General features: G+C 58.0%; 17 protein-coding genes. 10 read left to right on the forward strand and 7 right to left on the reverse strand.

The annotated features are described in order from the left end of the window. Positions 1–601: 4Fe-4S dicluster domain-containing protein (locus BN2475_RS29670; RefSeq protein ID WP_174642080.1), on the forward strand; the 601-nt coding region annotated here is incomplete at its 5' end. 24 nt (positions 602–625) lie between these two features. Here the strand turns inward: BN2475_RS29670 and betI are convergent. Further along, positions 626–1,294, reverse strand: a complete 669-nt coding sequence (gene betI / locus BN2475_RS29675; protein WP_094782968.1) for a transcriptional regulator BetI — start codon at positions 1,292–1,294, stop codon at positions 626–628. An 802-nt stretch (positions 1,295–2,096) separates the two neighbouring features. On the opposite strand from betI, the gene BN2475_RS29680 reads away from it, so the two are divergent. After that, positions 2,097–3,173: an ABC transporter substrate-binding protein gene (locus tag BN2475_RS29680; RefSeq protein WP_094782969.1), complete on the forward strand. Its 1,077-nt coding sequence runs from the start codon at positions 2,097–2,099 to the stop codon at positions 3,171–3,173. Positions 3,174–3,376: 203 nt separating this feature from the next. On the opposite strand, the gene BN2475_RS29685 is transcribed toward BN2475_RS29680, so the two are convergent. Beyond that, complete coding sequence (locus BN2475_RS29685; RefSeq protein ID WP_094782970.1) at positions 3,377–3,964, reverse strand: dimethylsulfoniopropionate lyase; 588 nt, start codon at positions 3,962–3,964, stop codon at positions 3,377–3,379. 298 nt (positions 3,965–4,262) lie between these two features. Here BN2475_RS29685 and BN2475_RS29690 point away from each other — a divergent pair, with 298 nt between their 5' ends. The 3 genes from BN2475_RS29690 (at position 4,263) to BN2475_RS29700 (ending at position 6,721) form a co-directional block, all read left to right on the forward strand. Next, positions 4,263–4,481, forward strand: coding sequence for a hypothetical protein (locus BN2475_RS29690; RefSeq protein ID WP_094782971.1), 219 nt, complete (start codon positions 4,263–4,265; stop codon positions 4,479–4,481). Positions 4,482–4,574: 93 nt separating this feature from the next. Continuing rightward, positions 4,575–5,627, forward strand: a complete 1,053-nt coding sequence (locus BN2475_RS29695; protein WP_094782980.1) for a proline racemase family protein — start codon at positions 4,575–4,577, stop codon at positions 5,625–5,627. Positions 5,628–5,740: 113 nt separating this feature from the next. Further along, positions 5,741–6,721, forward strand: a complete 981-nt coding sequence (locus BN2475_RS29700; protein ID WP_094782972.1) for an Ldh family oxidoreductase — start codon at positions 5,741–5,743, stop codon at positions 6,719–6,721. A gap of 85 nt (positions 6,722–6,806) precedes the next feature. Here BN2475_RS29700 and BN2475_RS29705 read toward each other — a convergent pair whose 3' ends face one another. Then, on the reverse strand, positions 6,807–8,066 hold the full coding sequence (locus BN2475_RS29705) for an aromatic ring-hydroxylating oxygenase subunit alpha (protein ID WP_094782973.1): 1,260 nt from the start codon (positions 8,064–8,066) through the stop codon (positions 6,807–6,809). A 455-nt stretch (positions 8,067–8,521) separates the two neighbouring features. On the opposite strand from BN2475_RS29705, the gene BN2475_RS29710 reads away from it, so the two are divergent. Together BN2475_RS29710 and BN2475_RS29715 are read left to right on the forward strand one after the other, a co-directional pair. Beyond that, complete coding sequence (locus BN2475_RS29710; protein WP_218023741.1) at positions 8,522–9,400, forward strand: LysR substrate-binding domain-containing protein; 879 nt, start codon at positions 8,522–8,524, stop codon at positions 9,398–9,400. A 246-nt stretch (positions 9,401–9,646) separates the two neighbouring features. Beyond that, positions 9,647–10,882 (forward strand): M24 family metallopeptidase, encoded by a 1,236-nt coding sequence (locus tag BN2475_RS29715; RefSeq protein ID WP_094782974.1) that lies wholly within the window; start codon positions 9,647–9,649, stop codon positions 10,880–10,882. Positions 10,883–11,130: 248 nt separating this feature from the next. Here the strand turns inward: BN2475_RS29715 and fdhA are convergent, their stop codons facing one another. Continuing rightward, the gene (fdhA, locus tag BN2475_RS29725) at positions 11,131–12,333 is read right to left on the reverse strand and encodes a formaldehyde dehydrogenase, glutathione-independent (RefSeq protein WP_094782976.1); all 1,203 of its coding nucleotides are present in this window, start codon (positions 12,331–12,333) and stop codon (positions 11,131–11,133) included. Between the two features lie 114 nt (positions 12,334–12,447). Then, positions 12,448–13,584 (reverse strand): FAD-binding oxidoreductase, encoded by a 1,137-nt coding sequence (locus BN2475_RS29730; protein WP_094782977.1) that lies wholly within the window; start codon positions 13,582–13,584, stop codon positions 12,448–12,450. A gap of 460 nt (positions 13,585–14,044) precedes the next feature. Here BN2475_RS29730 and BN2475_RS29735 point away from each other — a divergent pair, with 460 nt between their 5' ends. Next, entirely contained in the window at positions 14,045–14,338 is a 294-nt protein-coding gene (locus BN2475_RS29735; protein ID WP_094782982.1) for a DUF1330 domain-containing protein, read from the forward strand. A 223-nt stretch (positions 14,339–14,561) separates the two neighbouring features. Here BN2475_RS29735 and fdxA read toward each other — a convergent pair whose 3' ends face one another. Further along, positions 14,562–14,903 carry a ferredoxin FdxA gene (fdxA, locus tag BN2475_RS29740; protein ID WP_094782978.1) on the reverse strand — a complete coding sequence of 114 codons (342 nt, stop codon included), beginning with the start codon at positions 14,901–14,903 and terminating at the stop codon, positions 14,562–14,564. A gap of 61 nt (positions 14,904–14,964) precedes the next feature. Beyond that, the gene (locus BN2475_RS29745) at positions 14,965–16,371 is read right to left on the reverse strand and encodes a KamA family radical SAM protein (protein WP_094782979.1); all 1,407 of its coding nucleotides are present in this window, start codon (positions 16,369–16,371) and stop codon (positions 14,965–14,967) included. 268 nt (positions 16,372–16,639) lie between these two features. Between BN2475_RS29745 and gcvA the strand changes: the two genes are divergently transcribed. Together gcvA and BN2475_RS29755 are read left to right on the forward strand one after the other, a co-directional pair. Then, positions 16,640–17,548, forward strand: a complete 909-nt coding sequence (gene gcvA / locus BN2475_RS29750; protein WP_094782983.1) for a transcriptional regulator GcvA — start codon at positions 16,640–16,642, stop codon at positions 17,546–17,548. Between the two features lie 363 nt (positions 17,549–17,911). Then, positions 17,912–18,995 (forward strand): NAD(P)/FAD-dependent oxidoreductase (locus BN2475_RS29755; RefSeq protein WP_094782984.1); only part of this gene is annotated, 1,084 nt, incomplete at its 3' end.

Raw genomic sequence — 18,995 nt, forward strand, 5'->3', positions numbered from 1 at the left:
GGCCGCCGAAGCCGCGTTCGATGCGGTGCAGGCGGGCCGCCACAATGATGAACTCGCTGCTTACCCCGAGTCGTTCAGGACTTCGTGGCTGCACACCGAGCTGTACCGCGCACGCAACTTCAAACAGTGGATGAGCAAGGGCCTGTATCTGGGCACGCTGATGGTCGGCATCGAGCAGAAGCTGCTGGGCGGCAACGTGCCGTGGACGCTGCATCACCAGCACTGGGATCACGAGATGCTCAGACCGGCGTCGCAGTGCAAGCCGATCGAGTATCCGAAGCCCGACGGCAAACTCACGTTCGACCGGCTGTCGTCAGTGTTCATCTCGAACACGAATCATGAGGAGAATCAGCCGGCGCATCTGACGCTGAAAGATGCAAGCGTCCCGATCAAGGTGAACCTGCAAACCTACGCGGGCCCGGAAGCGCGTTTCTGTCCGGCCGGCGTGTATGAATTCATCAAGGAAGAAAACGAAGACCGTCTGCAGATCAACGCGCAGAACTGCGTGCATTGCAAGACCTGCGACATCAAGGACCCGACGCAGAACATCGTGTGGGTCACGCCGGAAGGCGGGGGCGGACCCAACTACCCCAGCATGTGAGCGGCTTGTGGCCCTGGACAAGGTTCAGTTGAGCGGGACTGACCTCGCGGATCTCGACATGTTCAGCTTCCAGATCTGTCTGGTGGCGTCGTCGATCATGCCGTGGAAGATGCCGACTACATCGCTGATCGTCACGGTCGCGGCAACTCGATGCTCGATCCAGAGTCCGTGAACGAGCGCAAGGGCCTGTATCGCGTGGATTCGCGCCATCGTGTGATCGCAACCCGCCTGCCGCAGATCGAACATGAAGTTGGATCGCAAGCGCTTCGAAAATGCCGCGCAAAGCCGCTGTACTTCCTCGTCATGAGCGGACGAGCTCCACATGTGTGGCCACACGTTGGCCGCGCCTGGGCTCATCACCTCATCACTGAAGCACATGTCTGCTGTGAACTTCATCCGTTCGACGGGATCTTCGATGCCCCGCCGGCCGTTCGTCAGCTGCTCGCGCACCCTGCGAATGAGATGCTCGAAAGTCTTGTAGACGAGGCTCTTCTTGTTGTCGAAGTGATGGTGAACAAGGCCGACTGACACGCCTGCATGTTCGCTGACCCGTCGGATTGTCAGATTCTCGAGACCGACCTCACCGACGACTGCCAGCGTCGCATCGATAAGTCTTAGCCGCATCCCCTCGTAGGGGCCGGGATCTTCCTTCCGGCCATCCTTCGCAGCGACTGACGTCGTCGTTGTTTGCATTGCTTCCTCGTCTGTTCTGTGCACCGCGATCCCGGCGAACCGCGTAGGTTCGCCAGTTTATCCTGAACATGCATTCGGCCCTGATGCGCCAAACCGGTCATGGACTCTTGGCGGCTGGTACCAAAGTGAAGTTTGCCCAGGCTTTTCACTGAACAATTGTTCATATAATCAGCCTGTCGAGATGCCAAATAAACTGAACAGATGTTCATGTGATGATCGGAGAAAACGTAGGTGAATACCCGAATTTTTGCCTAAACCTACCTATTACGTCGAAAATAACGTTGAAAAATTATTTTTGGCGTCGAAAAATCGCGTATATAGTGAACTCCAAGCAGATGAAATTGAACGTATGTTCAGCTTAAGGCTAGCTAATAGTTGGCTTTTTGGCAAGTAAGAACTGATCGATGGTTCAACTTTCGGAAGGCCATTAGGGTCTTGATCCTTGGCTGTTCCGCGGCCGAGGGACCACGATCCGACAGTTGATGTGGGACGTTCTGAGTTCGGGCACAGAAGCGTTGCTTATGCGACTCCGCTGTCGCGTCAGAGCTTGCAGGACACGATTGAATAAGTAGTACACCTTATCAGTAACCAGTTGCAGAATGAGTCCGGCTTGATCGAATGATGAGAGAAACGGCGGCGGCAGACGATGCCGATCGTTGCGACGCTTGTCTTTGGCTCTTCCTGCTTTGCGGTACTACGGGGTGATGGTTTGAAGTTGGCAGTTCGCAGAGAAGTGTTCTTTTTTTAACCGGGACGATTGGCTTCACCGTGCCACTGGACGTCGATACGAAGGAACGTAAGCATGAAACTGAAATTCAACCATTCAGCGAAGGTTGCGCTGCTGGTCACCGCAGCGGCTGTGAGTGTCTCTGCCAGCGCGGCTGATCTCGTATTTGCGAGCTGGGGCGGCTCATATCAGGACGCCCAGATTGCGACTGCGGTGAAGCCGTTTGCTGCGCAGGCTGGTACGAACGTGAAGACTGACGTCTACAACGGGGGAATCGCGCAAATCCGCAGCCAGGTTCAGACCAACAACGTTACCTGGGACGTCGTCGACATCCAGATGGCCGATGCGATTCGGGCGTGCGATGAAGGGCTGCTCGAGAAAGTCAATGTCGCCGCGCTGCCCGCTGGCAAAAACGGAACCCCTGCGAAGGCGGATTTCCAGCCCGGCGGTATCACGGACTGTATGGTCGGCAACGTAGCGTGGTCGACCGTCATTACGTATAACAAGGAAGCCTTCAAGAACGGCGAGCCAAAGACGGTTGCGGATTTTTTCGATCTGAAGAAATTCCCCGGCAAGCGAGGCCTGCGCAAATCACCCGAAGCTGCTCTCGAATGGGCACTGCTCGCTGACGGCGTAAAGCCGGCTGACGTGTACAAGGTGCTGGGTACTCCGCAAGGCGTGGACCGCGCATTCAAGAAACTGGACACGATCAAACCGTCGATCGTCTGGTGGGAAGCGGGCGCTCAGCCGCCCCAGCTTCTGGCTGACCGTGAAGTCTCGATGACGAGCGCTTACTGCAACCGGATCTGGACCGCGATCGCCCAGGACAAGAAGCCGTTCGGTTTCGTGTGGGATGGCGAAGTCAAGAACATCGAGGGTCTGGCGGTTGTAAAGGGCACGAAGAACCTGAAGGCTGCTCAGGACTTCCTGCACTTTTCGACATCGACGGAACAGCTCGCGAAACTCGGTTCGGCCACTGCATTGGGACCGATGCGAAAATCGTCGATCTCCCTGGTTGCCCCTGGAGTCGTCCAGTACCTTCCGACCAACCCCGCCAACCAGAAGACTGCGGTTGACGTCGACGTGGCATTCTGGGCGGACCATTCAGACGACCTGAACCAGAAGTTCGCGGTGTGGCTCGGCGCCAAGTAGCTGATCACCACGTGAGGCGCTACCACGGCAGAGGGACTCGGAGGGATGGTCCACTTTCTTGCTGGTAGCGCTGTCGATCGAGGTCACATCGCCTGTTGTCAGTTGCGGCGAGCGGCGCAGAACTATCTGCGCCGCTCTTTGCCGTCAGCGCCCTTCCTCAGCGTCGTTGCACGGGTAGTCATGCCGCTGCCGCGTGTGACGGCTCAGACAAGGAGGCACCACAAGGCAAGAAAAGGTGATGCACTCGAGCGCATCGCATGCACTATGTTTGGCGTGTTGTAGATACCGCCGCCAAGACCCGGATCGACCCATTCACCATCGCCCTGGCGGAACTCTCCGGGACTCAGCAGCACGTATGCCTCCTCTGGTGGGTGGCTGTGGTCCGGATACCGGGTGTTGGGAAGCATGATCGTGAGGCCAAGCTGAACATCACTTCGGCTTTCGGCCCCGCCGGGTCCGCAAATGATTCCGTTCGCGTGTTGTTCGACGTAGCCTGGACTACCGTTGGCGCCAGACGTCCTTCTACGCCACCCGATCAGTGGCGCAACCGCCTTGAGCGCCATTGCAATGTCACGGAAGCGAACATCTCCAGAGAGTGCAACGAGCGATGCGTCTAACCATTCGCAGGCCGGATAGCGTGTACCCGCTCTCTGTCCATCATCCGACGAGTCGTCCAGTCTCGCGAATACCTCTTTCGCGATCTTGCGGCCCTCGGCGGGGAGGCGATCCGATGCAAAGTGCTGTCGAGCGACACGAATAAATTCGGTCAGGACTTCGGGGCGGGTAGTCATCAAAATACCTCTTCATTGAAGGCGACTGAATATCTGGAGACGTAGTGTGGCAAGTCGGAGGATGATCCGCAGCCTGCACTGTGCCCTTTACCTAAACGGCGCTTATGATCAGTACAACGCGGGCCAAACCTAACGGGTCGGCCATTTGATCGGAGTATGTTGATTCCATGGATAGATGGGGTACAGGACTGCCTGTCGTGTCTGGTCCGGTCGATGGCTCGCGCGCACCAGGTATCTGATCAGGGCCCATCGTCCATTGCGCACCCTTACCGTAACTATAGTTCGAAAGGTCAGAATCATGCTGCTGCAAACTGAAACGGACGAGCACCTGTTGGCGCAGGCGGAAACACCCGAGTCCACAGAGCTGGATCAGATGCGCTGCGCAAACTACTGGAAGCTATTGCAAAAGCCGACAGCGAGTCTGATGCGGTGTACGGACGACAACCCGCAGTCGACGTCCGCTGCGGTGCCCGGATATAACCAGGAGCGGGCTGGGGCGGATATCCGGCAGGAGTAACAAGCAGCGGCGCGCTCCCGCTGCTTTCGTTGTCACTTCGCGCGACGTCGCGAACGATCATTTTTGGCGCAGAACGTACGAAACGGGAAGATCATGACTTTCAAACGCACTTTTCACGCAGTCGAAACTCACTCCGGTGAGCCGATGCGCGTGATTACAGGTGGTGTTCCCCATATTCCGGGCAATACCGTCTATGAGCAGATGAAGTGGCTCGAAGAAAACGACGACCAGATCCGCATGCTGATGCTGCGCGAGCCGCGCGGCTATCCGCCGTTGTGCTGCAATCTGGTGGTGCCCGCTAAACATCCGGATGCCGCAGCGGGCTACATCATCATGGAGCAGGTCGAGTATCCGGTGATGAGCGGCGGCAATACGATCTCGGTCGCAACGGTGCTTCTGGAAACCGGCATGATTCCGATGCAGGAGCCGGTCACGGAGTTTCAGCTGGAAGCGCCGGCAGGCTTGATCGGTATCAGGGCGGAGTGCAGCAACGGAAAGGTCACGTCGGTAACGTTCCGAAACGTGCCGGCATTTGCGGCCCACATCGAGAAGGTCATCGAGGTGCCTCACCTCGGCAAGGTCACGGTGGATGTGGGTTGGGGCGGCATGTTCTACGTCATTGCCGATGTTCGCCAGTTCAAGGGGCTCGAGCTCAAGGCCGAGCACGGCCGTGAGATCACCAGAGTTTCTGCGCTGATCCTCAAGGCGGCCCAGCAGCAGTTGCCGGTCGAGCATCCGCATTATCCAGGATACGGCATCACGGTCGCGCAACTGTCGGGGCCGACCGAAAATCCGAACGCAGACTGGAGGAACGCGGTCACGGTTGCAAGCGGGGCAATCGACTTTGATAACCCGGCAACGTGGACGGGCGCTATCGACCGCTGTCCTTGCGGGACCGGCACATCCGCGAAGATGGCTACGCTGCATGCAAAGGGGCAGCTGGACCTGAACCAGCCTTTCCGGCACGAAGGCGTGCTGGGAACCGTGTTCACGGGCAACCTCATCGAGCAGACGCGCATCGGTGACATCAATGCCGTCGTTCCGACGATCTCCGGTCGTTCGTGGATCTATGGCTACAACACCTACGTGCTTGACCCTGACGATCCCTTTGTGAACGGCTTCACGATGGGCGACATCTGGGCCTGATGCGTCGCGGGCTATAGCGGACCGCCTATCGGAAGGTTTCAGCAGCATGTGGACGACGCGCGTGCAATGCAGCGACTCGGGTCGTCCACTGTTTGCATTCTGGTGATGGAACTATGAAATACGAGAGTGGGGCGGCGCGGCACATCGCGTTCGGGGCAATCAAGGCGGTCGGAGCAAATGATGCTATCGCTCATTCGCTCACGGAAGCGGTGATATCGGCCGAGCTTGCCGGCAGCAAGGCGGTTGGCTTTGCTCACCTTCCAGACTATCTGGATGGCTTTGTCCAAGGCAGAATTGCCGTGAACGCGGAGCCACAGGTCACCTTTGCGGCTCTCGCGGCCGTGCGGGTTGATGCGCGAGGCGGAATCGCACAACTGGCATTCGATCGCGTATTCGGTGAGATCGTCGACAGGGCGAAAACGTATGGCGTCGTCACGCTCGCAGTGTCCAACAGCTTCACGGTAGGTGAGCTTGGCTACTACACGCGCCGGCTTGCCGAATCGGGTCTTGTTGCGCTGGGAACCTGCAATGCAACGGCCCAGATGACCACGCTCGAATGCGGAAAACCTGTCTACGGCACCAATCCGGTGTCGTTCGCTGCGCCAGTGGCGAACGATCGACCTCTTGTCATCGATCAGGCGTCCAGTGCCACTGCGTTCGTCAGTGTGCGAAGGGCCGCGCAAGCCGGAGAGACGCTTCCTGAGGGCTGGGCGGTCGATGAACAAGGCGTGCCAACCACAGACGCCAGAGCGGCTATCAAGGGTCTGTTGTTGCCATTTGGTGGCGCGCGGGGAGCCAACATCGCGATGATGATGGAGATTCTTGCGGCAGGCATGACCGGGGCCAACTGGTCAATGGACGCGCCTCATTATGCAAAGGGAAGCGAGACGCCAGGCATCGGGCTTTTCCTTGTGGCCTTGAAGGCCGACGTCTTCGCGGAAGATTTCGAAGCTCGCCTCGCCGCGCAGATCGAGAGACTGGCGCAAGCGGGTGTGCGCATTCCAGGTAGCCACATCAAGGTGCGTGAGATCGACGTCCCGGACGACGTCATGAACAAGGTGCGTTCGTTTGGATCGGGAAAACCAGCTGCGTGAGAGGTACGTGACGCGGCCTGGTCTGTGGTTTCCGACCAGGCGATCGGCTGGCGTCAGGTGCCGTTCGACCTGACGCCAGAAGGCCTTAGATGCTTTGTTCCTTCAGTTTCGCGTCATACCATCGGCAGAATTTGTCGAGTTCCGCCTCCGTATACTTCGAGTAGGGTCCCGGAACATAAGCAGGATCCTGCGTGCCGCTGTGAGTGTTTTGAACGAGCTCGGCATCCTGCTGGTTGGTTGCGAGCCAGACTTCAGTAAGCGTCTTCAGATCGTAGTCGACGCCCTCCACGGCGTCTTCGTGAACGAGCCACTTGGTGCGAACGAGCGTCTTGTCAGGGGCGATCGGCAGAATGAAGGCGACAATCGAATGGTCACTCATGATATGGGTCCACGAATTGTGGCCCCACATGTGAACGTCTCCCAGGTCCCGGCGGGTCAGATCGCCCAGCAGCCTGGTGCTCGCAACCTTGGTACTCAGTGTCTGGGATTCGTTGCTCCCTGCAATCACGAGACGCTGCGTGCGGAAGTTCGTGTGGACGCTTTCGTCGAGCGACTCGAAGATCGAGCAGATATAGCCTTCGCTTTCCCAGTTCGCCTTGTTTGCCGCATTGCGCGCCACGTAGGTATCGTAAGACTTCAGATCTTCCTCGCCGAGACCATCCGGACAGAAGCCGAAGTCCTCCGGCAGGAAAGAATTCGTCAACTCGGGGTGAGTTGCTTCGCAGTGGTAGCACTCGCGGTTGTTCTCCACCACGAGCTTCCAGTTTCCGTTTTCGATCAGCTCGGACTCGAAAGCGATCTTTGTGCGTTGCATCTGATGCGGAGCGAAGCGGGGCGTCATGACTTCTTCCAGCTTCGATATGTCAGCCGGGGGATCGTCAGACAGACACACGAAAATGTGCGCGCCGACTACCTTCGTGTGAACCGGGATCAGGCTCCGGCATTTCGGGTCGAAATCCTTGCCCATGTGCGAGGTGTGCTTCAGGCTGCCATCGAGGTCGTAGGTCCACTGGTGGTAAGGACAGACCAGCATGCCCACGCTCGCCTTGCCGGGCTCCTTCATGATGCGCGAGCCGCGATGGCGGCAGACGTTCCGGTAAGTGCGGATATTCTCGTCGTCGTCGCGAACGATCATGATCGAAGCTTTGCCGACCTCGACGGTCGACACGTCACCGGGTTCGGGCACGTCGGCCGTGACGCCGACAAGAATCCAGAGCTTGTTGAAGAAGACGTCCAGATCGTTTTCGAAGACATCCTGACGGCTGAAAACTTCTCCGGGGAGTCCGCAGCCGGGCACCCGGCTGTCGACCAGTTCACGGTGGGTTTTGATGGGGATGACAGACACGTTTTTGCTCCAGTCACATTGTGTTTCAACGGGCGATGGCGTATAGCCGCAATGCCAGTATTGAAGTGCAAATCTGGAGCGTCAACGGCCTTTATAGTCCCGCTGGTATTACTCTATGTTATGCGAAACTTTGCGGCTCGCGAGGGTAGGGGCGCCTGTGATCGGTGGCGGCTTCACCGGCGCGGGAGTAGTCGTATTCCCGTAGGAGCGCGATGTGCCAGAACGGCGTTCATGCTTCGAAGACCCTGCGGCGATTGTGTATTCTTCTGCGGGAAAACACCTGGCATACTGCGCAACGTACGCGATGGGCAGGATGGCGCGAGGGGGCTGACTGCTAAGGTCGCAGGCGATCTCGGACCGCCCCTTCCGAGGATGTCGCTTCATCACTTAAGTAGAGACTCTCAGAGATGAAAATTACAAGAGGCCCCAAGGGATACCGACGGATCATTCCGTCGATGACTGCGCTTGTCGAATTCGAGGCGGTTGCGCGTCTCTCAAGCTTCACGAATGCGGCTGCGGAACTCGGTGTGAGTCAGGCCGCAGTGAGCCGGCAGGTCAGGTTTCTTGAAGAGACGCTCGACGTCAAGCTCTTCCACCGATTGCATCGATCAATATCGCTTACTGTCGAAGGAGAATCGCTCTACCTCGTCGTCGCCGAGTCGATGCAGAAGATCGCGGGCGTATTCGACCGCCTGTCTACCGGGATCGAACAACAGGAGCTGGTCCTTGCGTCCACGGCCGCCTTCTCGCAGCTTCGTCTCCTGCCGCGGCTGGCAAGTCTGAAGAAGCTGCAGCCACAGCTGAAGCTCCGGCTGACGACGCAAATGTTCACCGCAGATTTACGGCACAACGAAGTGGATGTAGCCGTCAGGTTCGGTGATGGTACGTGGCGAGACGGCTCATCAACCTTGCTGTTCGACGAAGAGGTTTTCCCCGTATGTTCGGCGCGCTGGCTGCGGGAAAATGCGGTGCCTCAGTCCCTTGAAGACCTGGCACAACTTCCATTGATCGAATCCGACTCTACGTCGGAGGGATGGATGGGATGGGAGGAGTGGTTCACGTCCGTCGGACACCGTCCAGCAAAGCTCAACTATGCGCTCCGGTGCAGCATCTACACAGACGCAGTGCAGGCGGCAAGGTACGGCCAGGGCATTGCGCTCGGCTGGGGTCGGCTCGTGCACGATCTGCTCGTATCAGGCGAGTTGGTGAGGCTGGAGACGGCTACGTGCAAGATGATGGACGGATACTACATGGTGGTACCGCATGGCAGATCGATAACATCATCCATCACCGGACTGATCCAATGGCTGAACGAGGATCCGTCTTCGATCTGATCAAGTGGATCGTGGCACGGCGTGACCTCGACGGTACGGCAACACTGCAATAACTTGAAGTAATGCGACCAGAAAAATAAAGCCCATTGACGGCGTTTTTCGGCATTCCAATACTGATTGCCTCACATTGCCTGACGCATCCGGGCGGATCGAGTTGTGAGATCGGACAACAGAATTAACCCACCGACGTGCCAACGAAGCTGACTCGACAAAGCTTGCGTGTGGCGCGGCATTCACGGAGAAGGCATGTCAACGGTCAGAACCATTCGCGCGTCAACGGAGCCCTTCGCCTGGCGTCCCGGCGACCCGGATGAACAGCTGGACATCGTGCGCAGTTATCGGCTGAATCGCGTACGCGAGCAGCTCAGACTTCAGGGCTGTCCGGCGATCCTTCTGTACGACCCGGTAAACATCAGATACGCAACGGACTCCTCCAACATGCAAATCTGGACCGGTCGGAATCCTACGCGCTACATTCTTGTGTTTGCCGACGGCCCGGTCGTGGCCTTTGAGTTTCACAACTGCGAGCATGTTTGGCGAGGCATCGATTGTGTTTCGGAGATTCGTGGCGCGACATGCTGGAATTACTTCAACGCTGGTCCCGAATCAGCGCGGCGAGCCGCGCAATGGGCCGATGAAATCGTCGACCTGCTGCGTCGCGAAGGGACGGAACTGTGCGTGGCAGCAGACAGGCTGGACCCGGAAGGCGTCTATGCGCTGCAAAAACTAGGTGTTCGAATTGTCGACGGCCAGGCTCTCATTGAGCAGGCGCGGTGCGTGAAGTCGCCGGAAGAGATCGCCGTTATGCAGCGCGCCATCGATGTTTGCGAACGCGGTATCGCGCGCATGCACGATGCACTGGTGCCGGGCATTACCGAGCAGGAATTGTGGGCGCATCTTCACTTCGAGAACATCAGGTATGGCGGCGAATGGATAGAAACCCGGCTGCTTTCGTCGGGTGAACGAACAAATCCGTGGATGCAGGAGTGCAGTTCCAAGGTCCTCGAAGCAGGCGAACTGTTGGCATTCGATACGGACCTCGTGGGGCCTTACGGCTACTGTGCAGACATATCGAGAACATGGACCGTCGGCCATGTGAAGCCATCGGACGAACAACGACGGCTCTACGCGACGGCCCACGAGCAACTGCACTTCAACCTGGACCTTGTGCGCGCCGGCATGAGTTTCAGGGAGTTCTCCCAACGGAGCTGGAAAATCCCAGCCAGATACGCCCGTAACCGCTACAGCTGCGTCGCTCATGGCATAGGCCTGGTGGATGAGTATCCGTCGATCGCGCACTATTCCGACTGGGAGGGTGGCGGCTACGACGGGCTGTTCCAGGTCGGAATGGCACTTTGCATTGAGAGCTACATCGGGGACGAAGACGGCCGCGAAGGTGTCAAGCTCGAGCAGCAGGTGTTGCTCACGGAATCCGGATGCGTGCCACTGTCCACGTTTCCTTTTGAGCGTTCGTGGCTCTAGCTTTTGATGGGCTTTCGTGGTCCAACTTCGAGCCAGAGTTTTTCGACGGAAACAGGGAGCGCGCAAACCAGGCTTTCTTGGCAGACTGGTTTGCGTGCCTGATCTTCCTCGGGCTATTCGCTTGTGGGTTTTTCGGCGCGCGACAGACGCCGACAAAGAATTGGACGATGGGAGAGAGGCGGGTCGACCCAGGCAACCCCACCTTCGATCAGCAACTATGGTTCACGCTTTTTGCGTGAACCACTGCGTCACGCCGCTGCTTTCAGCACGCCGTGAGGGTCGATCACAAACTTCCTGGGCACACCCGAATCGAACTCGGCATAGCCGTTCGGCGCATCGTCGAGATTGATCACAGTGACGTTCACCACATCGGCAATGTTCAGCCGGTCCCAGAGAATAGCCTGCATGAGGTTGCGGTTGTACTTCATGACGGGCGTCTGACCGGTGAAAAACGAGTGCGATTTGGCCCAGCCAAGACCGAGTCGAACCGACAGGCTCCCGTGTTTGGCCGCGGCGTCTACCGCGCCGGGATCATCGGTGACATACAGACCGGGGATACCGATCTTTCCGGCCGCGCGAGTGACTTCCATCAGTGAGTTGAGCACCGTCGCCGGCGCTTCGGCCTGTGATCCGGAATGACCGTGCCCGCGCGCCTCAAAGCCGACACAGTCAATGGCGCAATCGACCTCCGGTTCGCCGAGCAGGTTGGCGATCTGGTCGGACAGGGAGACATCCTGCGAGAGATCGACTGTTTCGAATCCAACGCGTCGAGCGTGCTCGAGCCGCTTCGGGTTCACGTCGCCGATAATCGTCACGGCGGCACCCAGCAGTCGCGCGGAAGCGGCGGCGGCCAGACCAACCGGACCCGCGCCTGCAACATAGACAGTAGCACCCGGCGCGACTCCGGCAGTCACGGCGCCGTGATAGCCAGTAGGAAGGATATCGGAGAGACAGGTCAGGTCGCGAATCTTTGACATCGCCCGATCGCGGTCGGGAAACTTCAGCAGGTTGAAGTCGGCATACGGCACCATGACGAACTCTGCCTGACCGCCGATCCAACCGCCCATGTCGACATAGCCGTAGGCCCCGCCTGCGCGCGCCGGATTGACGTTCAGGCACACGCCCGTGTTCTGCGCCTTGCACATCGGGCATCTGCCGCACGCGACGTTGAACGGCACGGACACCAGATCGCCTTTCTTCAGCGTCAGCACGTCCGACCCTGCTTCGATCACTTCGCCGGTAATCTCGTGGCCTAGCACGAGTCCTGCGGGCGCGGTCGTTCTACCGCGCACCATGTGCTGGTCGGAGCCGCAGATGTTGGTGGCGACAACGCGAAGGATCACACCGTGGTTTGCCTTTTTCCCCGTGGGATCGACCAGATCGGGGTATGCGATGTTCTGCACTTCGACTTTCCCTGGACCAATATAAACAACGCCGCGATTTGCTGACATGATGTCTCCTGTGTCGACCAGAGTTGGCGCTTTAGCGCCTACTCTGGTCCCATGCAAGATGGTTACTGCATTGGGGTTTTCGGTGCGAGCTGCTGGTGGCCAGCCGCTCGCCTGCTACAGATCCAGTACGAGATCCGAAGTTGGTTTGCTGCAACAAAGCAGACGGAAGCCCTTCTGGACCTCCCGGTCCCGGATGCCGCCGTTGTGGTGCATGTCAACGGCGCCTTCCAGCACTTTTGTCTTGCATGTGCCGCACACGCCCTGACTGCATGAGGATGCGATCTTGATGCCGGCCTTCTTTGCGGCGGACAACACGGTTTCTGAGCCGCTCATCGTGAAGGAGCGTGACGTCCGGGACAGCTTGACGGTAAAGGAGGTTTGCGGCGCATTGGCCGGTGCATCTGCGATAACCGGCGCTGGTGCGACGCCTTCCGTGATATCGAAGCTCTCCTGATGGTAGCGCTCAGGATTGTGGCCGCCTTCACGTAGCAGCGCTCGCACAGCGCTCATATATCCAGCGGGTCCGCATGTAAAGACTTCGCGCTCCAGGTAGTCGGGAACCCATTTGCTCAGCAACTCAAGGCTGAGGCGACCCGTCCCGCCCGACCAGTCGGGCTCGTCGCCTACGCCTTCGCACACGAAGAAGCGTCGCAGATTCGGCGACTGTCGAGCCAGCCGGTGAAGCTCATCACGAAACACGATGTCCGCCGGAGTACGCGCGCTATGGACGAAAACGATGTCCCGGTCCTGCCCCAGATCGACGCTCGAGCGCGTCATGGACATGAGCGGCGTGACACCGGAGCCTGCGGACAGGTAAAGGTACTTGGGGGCGTGCCAATCGGTTGGCGTGAATGAACCAGAAGGACCGTACGCGTCCAATGTCTTGCCGACCACCATGTTGTCGTGCAGCCAGTTCGACATGACGCCGCCCGGCACACGCTTCACAGTGATGGAAACAAGAAATGGCCGCGTCGGTGGCGACGATATCGTGTAGCAGCGCTCCACCGACTGCTCGCCAACGACGGCAGAAATGGTCAGGAACTGCCCAGGCTCGAAGCGGACCGGCAGACCGTCACCCGTCCGGAACTCGAATGTCTTGACGTCATGCGTTTCATCCGTCACCCGGCAACATGTGAGGAGCTGTCGCTCGTTGCTCGGCCAGACCCTGCCGGCGGTTTCCCAGGTACTAGCGTAGACGAGCCGGTCTGCCGTCTGAGTTGCCGGTTCGAAGTGTCGGTCAGGAGAATTCATATTGCCAGTTCAGGTTGCCTGTGCGCCGTCTCTCAGCGCTGCAGGCGTTGGTAATCACCCTGGTGGAGGCGGGCGGACTGCGAAGCCGGGCGCTGTCTTATGTTGCTCATCCAAGGGCCAGTGCTTTGCGCTGAGTATTGGATCGGGAAAGAGCATCGTCAACGCGCTTTATTTTCGCGTTCGCATTACTTCAGGTTATCCGAGGCACGCGCGGACATTTGCAGACCCGCGACGTCCAACGGCGGAGGGCGATTGCGGAGACGTCTGGAGCCTTGGCGGCGGCGCGCAGCGGACCGGCAGTTCCACGCACTGATCCCTAATGCTATTGAGCATGCTCTGAACGATGACTATCATGTGTGTTCGCCGAGCTGCCTTGTCCAGAGTGTCCGGGAATTGGACGGACCAGTGCCTGGATCTGGTCACTGGCGGACATAGGCAGACGTCTACTGGAGGAAAAACGATGAAAGGCTATTGGCTAATCTTGGGCGGAGATCTCAAAGATCAGGACGCCCAAAAAAAGTATGGTGAGTTATGGGCGCCTATCGCCGAAAAGTACGATGCGAAGGTCAGAGTGCTTGATAGGCATGCCGTGCTGAAAGAGGCACAAACGACCACCCGAGTGGTCGTTGTCGAGTTTCCATCCTACGAGCAGGCTAAGGCGTGCTACGCCGACGCTGCTTATCAGGAGGCTGCCAGATTTGCGATGCAGGCATCGGAACGGGAGTTACTGGTTCTGCAGGGCGAATTGAATTAGATGCGTTTGCATAGTGGCGGCCTGCGTCTTCGCCAGTATTTCGATATCCAAAGGCGGCGCAGGCACTGCAGAAACAAGGTGAGCCACAAACGCGTGTGGTAAGGCACCGAAGTCGTCATCTTTCTTCGTGATCGCCATTCGTCGCTGCGGTTTGTCCATCAACCTTCGGAAAAGCAGACTTTCTTCGGTACCAGCCGTCCGAGGACGGTCTGGTCACGGATAGTCAACCAGCCACCGGGTCACGGGCGAGATGCGATAGTTTGGATTGCACGTCCTTCCATTCTTCCGCGCTGGGTAGAGGGGAGTGCCGGGTTGTGATCGCTGGCCATTCTTTCGCGAGCGACGCATTGAGTTCGACGAAAACCTGCTGCTCGGTTCCCACAATCTCCTCGGCCGAGAAGATTGCATCAACCGGGCACTCTGGGGCGCAGACCCCGCAGTCGATGCATTCGTCGGGGTCGATGACCAGAAAGTTCGGACCTTCGCGAAAGCAGTCGGTGGGACAAACCTCGACACAGTCCGTATATCGGCACTGGATGCAGCTTTCGGTTACAACGTACGCCATTTGTCCTCCCCGGGGTACCAGGAAATCGGGCTATGGCCCGCGAGGCGGGCCGCCTTGTCAGTTACGCTTCGATCGCGAGAGGCTGCGGCGTTTTTGATGTCGCGCCCGGCACATATCGGCCCGTGTGTCGCGTGACAAGCTGTAGGGACTTGTGTGGTGCATCCGCTTCGGTTTCGAAGAAGAACTTCTGTTCCCCGAACGCAGGAACGAGATCGTGGAGCCAGGTCGCGTTGGGGTCGAACTTCGCATAGAAGGGACGACGGACCCACTCGGGCTTGCGCGCTTGCAGGAACTGCAGCGCGAACACCTTTTCGCCAGCGATATCAACGATACCGTCTATCACGACCTTGCCGGGAAATGCGCTCATCGAAGGTCCTCGGACTGTGCGAGCCAGACCTGATACTGAACTATAGGCGGACTGGAAGATCTCGTATGCTCGGGCGAGTGGCAACTGGAAATAGTGGCTGGGACCCGTGTCTCTTTCGACAAACATGTAGTACGGAATCGCGCCCAGCCGTACGCCAGTCGTCCAAAGCTCTACCCAGCCCTTGGGATCTTCGTTGATGTGGCGGATCAATGGGGCCTGCATGCGCAGGGTCGCGCCGGTAGATACGATGCGCTTCACAGCCCGCTGCGCGATAGCGGTTCGAAGTTCAGCCGGATGGTTGTAGTGGCCCATGAGGGCAAGATTTTTTCCGGCGGCCACGACCTTCTCGAACAGACGTAGCAGATCATCCGAATCCTTGTCGGTCACGAAACGTTGAGGCCAATAGCCAACGGACTTGGTGCCGATACGGATATTCTGGATGTGCGCGAGCTCGGGGACGAGCAGCGGCTCGATGTAACCCGCGAGAGAACGAGTGTTCATGATAAGCGGGTCACCACCGGTGATCAGCACGTCAGTGACCTCGGGGTGCAGTTTGAGGTAGGCGACCAGTTCGCTTGATTCACGCGCGTCAAATTTCAGATCGTCCATTCCGACGAACTGTGGCCAGCGGAAACAGAAAGTGCAGTATGCGTGACATGTCTGCCCGGCGCTGGGAAAGAAGAGGACCGTCTCCCTGTACTTGTGCTGAAGACCACGCACTGGCTCGCCGTTCATGAAAGGCACGTTGTGCGTCAATTGACCGGCGGGATGGGGATTCATCGCCAGCCGGATACCGCGCACCGCAGCTTCGATTGCAGCCTCATCCTTCTTTACCAGTACGAGGTCTCTCAGGTTCGAGTAGTCGGATGGAGAAAGCATGTCCTGATGCGGAAACGTCAGGCGATAGATCGGATCGTCGGGAACATTGCTCCAGTCGATCAGTTCGTCCATCACGTACTGATTGGTTCGGAACGGCATTACCCGCGAGACAACCTGTACGGCTTCACGAAGTTCTTCCTGGAGTAGATGCCATTGTGGTGCCTGGCTGATCGTTTGGCGGGTATAAGGCTTGAACTTTGCAGGAAGCGAATCGGAAGTCATGGAGCGTCCTTTATAAGATACGGCGTTGTATAAATAGGAATGCGAAATGATCAGGCGAGTAACACGGCTGGCAAGATGCGTTGTCTCCAGGAAGCGAGCGTTACCGCGCGGCGTCACTCATTTGGTGACCCCGGGAGTTCCACAGTATCGGGGGAGTCAAGGTGGAAGGGTCAAGCACTCCCCGTGTGTCATGGAAACCATTGTCACTTCATGGTCAGCGAGCAGCAAACGATATAAACTCGCAACCTTGTGCGTTTGAGGAATGAACGTGAGGCGAAGAATTCCGAGTATCGAAGCACTGATCGCTTTTGAGGCGGCAGCGCGCCATCTGAGTTTCACCCGCAGCGCGGACGAGCTGGCTTTGACGCAAAGCGCGGTCGGTCGTCAGGTCGCGAGCCTGGAGGATTATCTGGGTGTAGCGCTTTTTAACCGTGTCAAGAAGAGGCTCAGCCTGACCGAAATAGGTCAGACTTATGCGCGACAGGTCCGTGAGGATCTCGATCGGATAGAGCGGGATACCCTGGCGGCAATGGCTCATCGCAACGCCGGCGGGATTCTCGAACTTGCCGTCATTCCTACGTTCGCCACGCGCTGGCTGATTCCGCGGCTTCCACAGTTCTACGCGGAACACGAACACGTTACGATCAATCTGACGACACGGGCAGAACCATTCCTGTTTACAGATACACCGTTTGACGCAGCCATTCACTTCGGCGACCCTGTATGGCCCGGGTCGATAACGAAATATCTCTTCGGTGAGGAGATGACGCCTGTTTGCAGTCCGCGGCTATTGCAGGGAAAAACCTCGCTCGAACCTCGGGACGTCACGAAGTTCACGTTGCTTCACCAGTCAGCAAGACCGGATGCATGGCGGCATTGGCTCGCGCAGGCCGGTATCGATGATGACGTCGACTGCATGCGAGGGCAGCGGTACGAACTCTTCTCGATGCTTGTTGAAGCAGCGCGCGCCGGACTGGGTATTGCGCTTGTTCCTCGCTTCTTCGTGTCTCACGAGGTGGCTACGGGAGAGCTTGTGCTACCGTCCAGCACGTCTCTACGGAGCGACAAGGGATACTACCTGGTCTATCCGGAGTCCAAGCAAAATTCGCCGCAATTGCAGGCGTTCGCACTCTGGCTGCTTGCGGAAGCCAGCCGATATGCCGAACGCGAGGAATGACGATAGCGATCCACGTTTTGGTGTTGCCGTGGATCGCATACTTCAATATCACGCGGCTACTTCAACGATCGTGACACCCTGAGGCAGACGGTGTGCGGTAGTTCGGCACAGGTGACCATTGCGTTTTCCTTCGGCCTGTGGTGTCCCTCCAGCAAATCAAACCGCACTTAAGTTCATCATTTGGATCGCTGATATTAGGCGGATGTGACAGCTTCCTCGGCATGATGAGAACAGGCTAAACCATCGAGGAAGCCGGCTTCCTCTTCATTGTACGAAGAGGCGCGGGTTTTGACGCGGTCCGCTGTTCGCTCGCAGGCGCTCGAGGCGCGAGCGCAATGATGTTTCGATCGTAGCGGTGATTCCATGCATACCCAACTAGGTCTCTCTACTTCCGACGTAGCCGCGGGGAAATACCCGACCTATCGATTTGGTTCGGGCTGGAACGCGATGTTGGCCGAGCGTCCGAAGAGTTCTCGCACGAGCATTCGACGGTTCGGCACAGTTGTGATCGGCGGTGGATATACGGGGCTTGCTGCGGCACGCCGCATTGCAGAGATGCAGCCTGACCAACCGGTGCTGGTGCTCGAAGCCTCGACTATCGGCGAAGGCTCATCCGGGCGTAATTCCGGTTTCGTCATCAATCTGCCACACAACACCAAATTGGGCGGGCACACCAGCCCGCTGGAAGTCGCTCGCAAACAGATTCGCTTGTATGACGCTGGTTTGCGTTGGCTCGAGCAGCTTGTTCGAGAAAATCGGATTGACTGTAGCTGGAATCCGGTCGGAAAGTTCCATGCTGCAGCGAGCGATGCGGGCGTTCAGAATCTCCGTTCGTCGTTGGCGCAATACCGCGAATGGGGCGTGAGTTTCGAAGAGTTCGATCGCGATGCGCTCCAGGAAAAACTCGGCACCCAGTACTACCGCTATGGGTTTCACTCGCCTAATAACGTCTTCGTCCAGCCAGCCGCATTGATCCGGGGGCTGGCAGACAGTCAGCCCGCAAACGTCGTTCTGGTCGAGAACGAACCGGTCATAGAGCTAAGCGAGTCTTCGCCGTTTCGGATTACCACCTCCGAGGCGCAATACACAGCTGATCGCGTCATATTGGCCAACAACGGATTCGCAAAAGCGTTAGGAGTATTGCGCGACAGGCTGATAACGATCTTCACCTATGCTGCTGTCACCCCCAGGCTGCCGGAGTCCGAACTGAAGAAACTCGGCAATACCCAGGAGTGGGGCGTCATACCTGCCAATCGCCTGGGCACGACATTACGCCGTGTCCAGGACGGGCGATTCATGGTGCGCAGCGCCTATTCATATGAGCGGGAGCAGTCCCCATCCGATACGCTGACTCAGCTGACGGACTGCTATCAGCGCCGCTATCCGAACATGAAGTCACATGATTTTGAGTATGTGTGGGGAGGGGCGACTGAAGTTGACCCAGAAA

The sequence above is a fragment of the Paraburkholderia ribeironis genome, assembly GCF_900019265.1.
In the GTDB taxonomy this organism is placed as follows: Bacteria; Pseudomonadota; Gammaproteobacteria; order Burkholderiales; family Burkholderiaceae; genus Paraburkholderia; species Paraburkholderia ribeironis.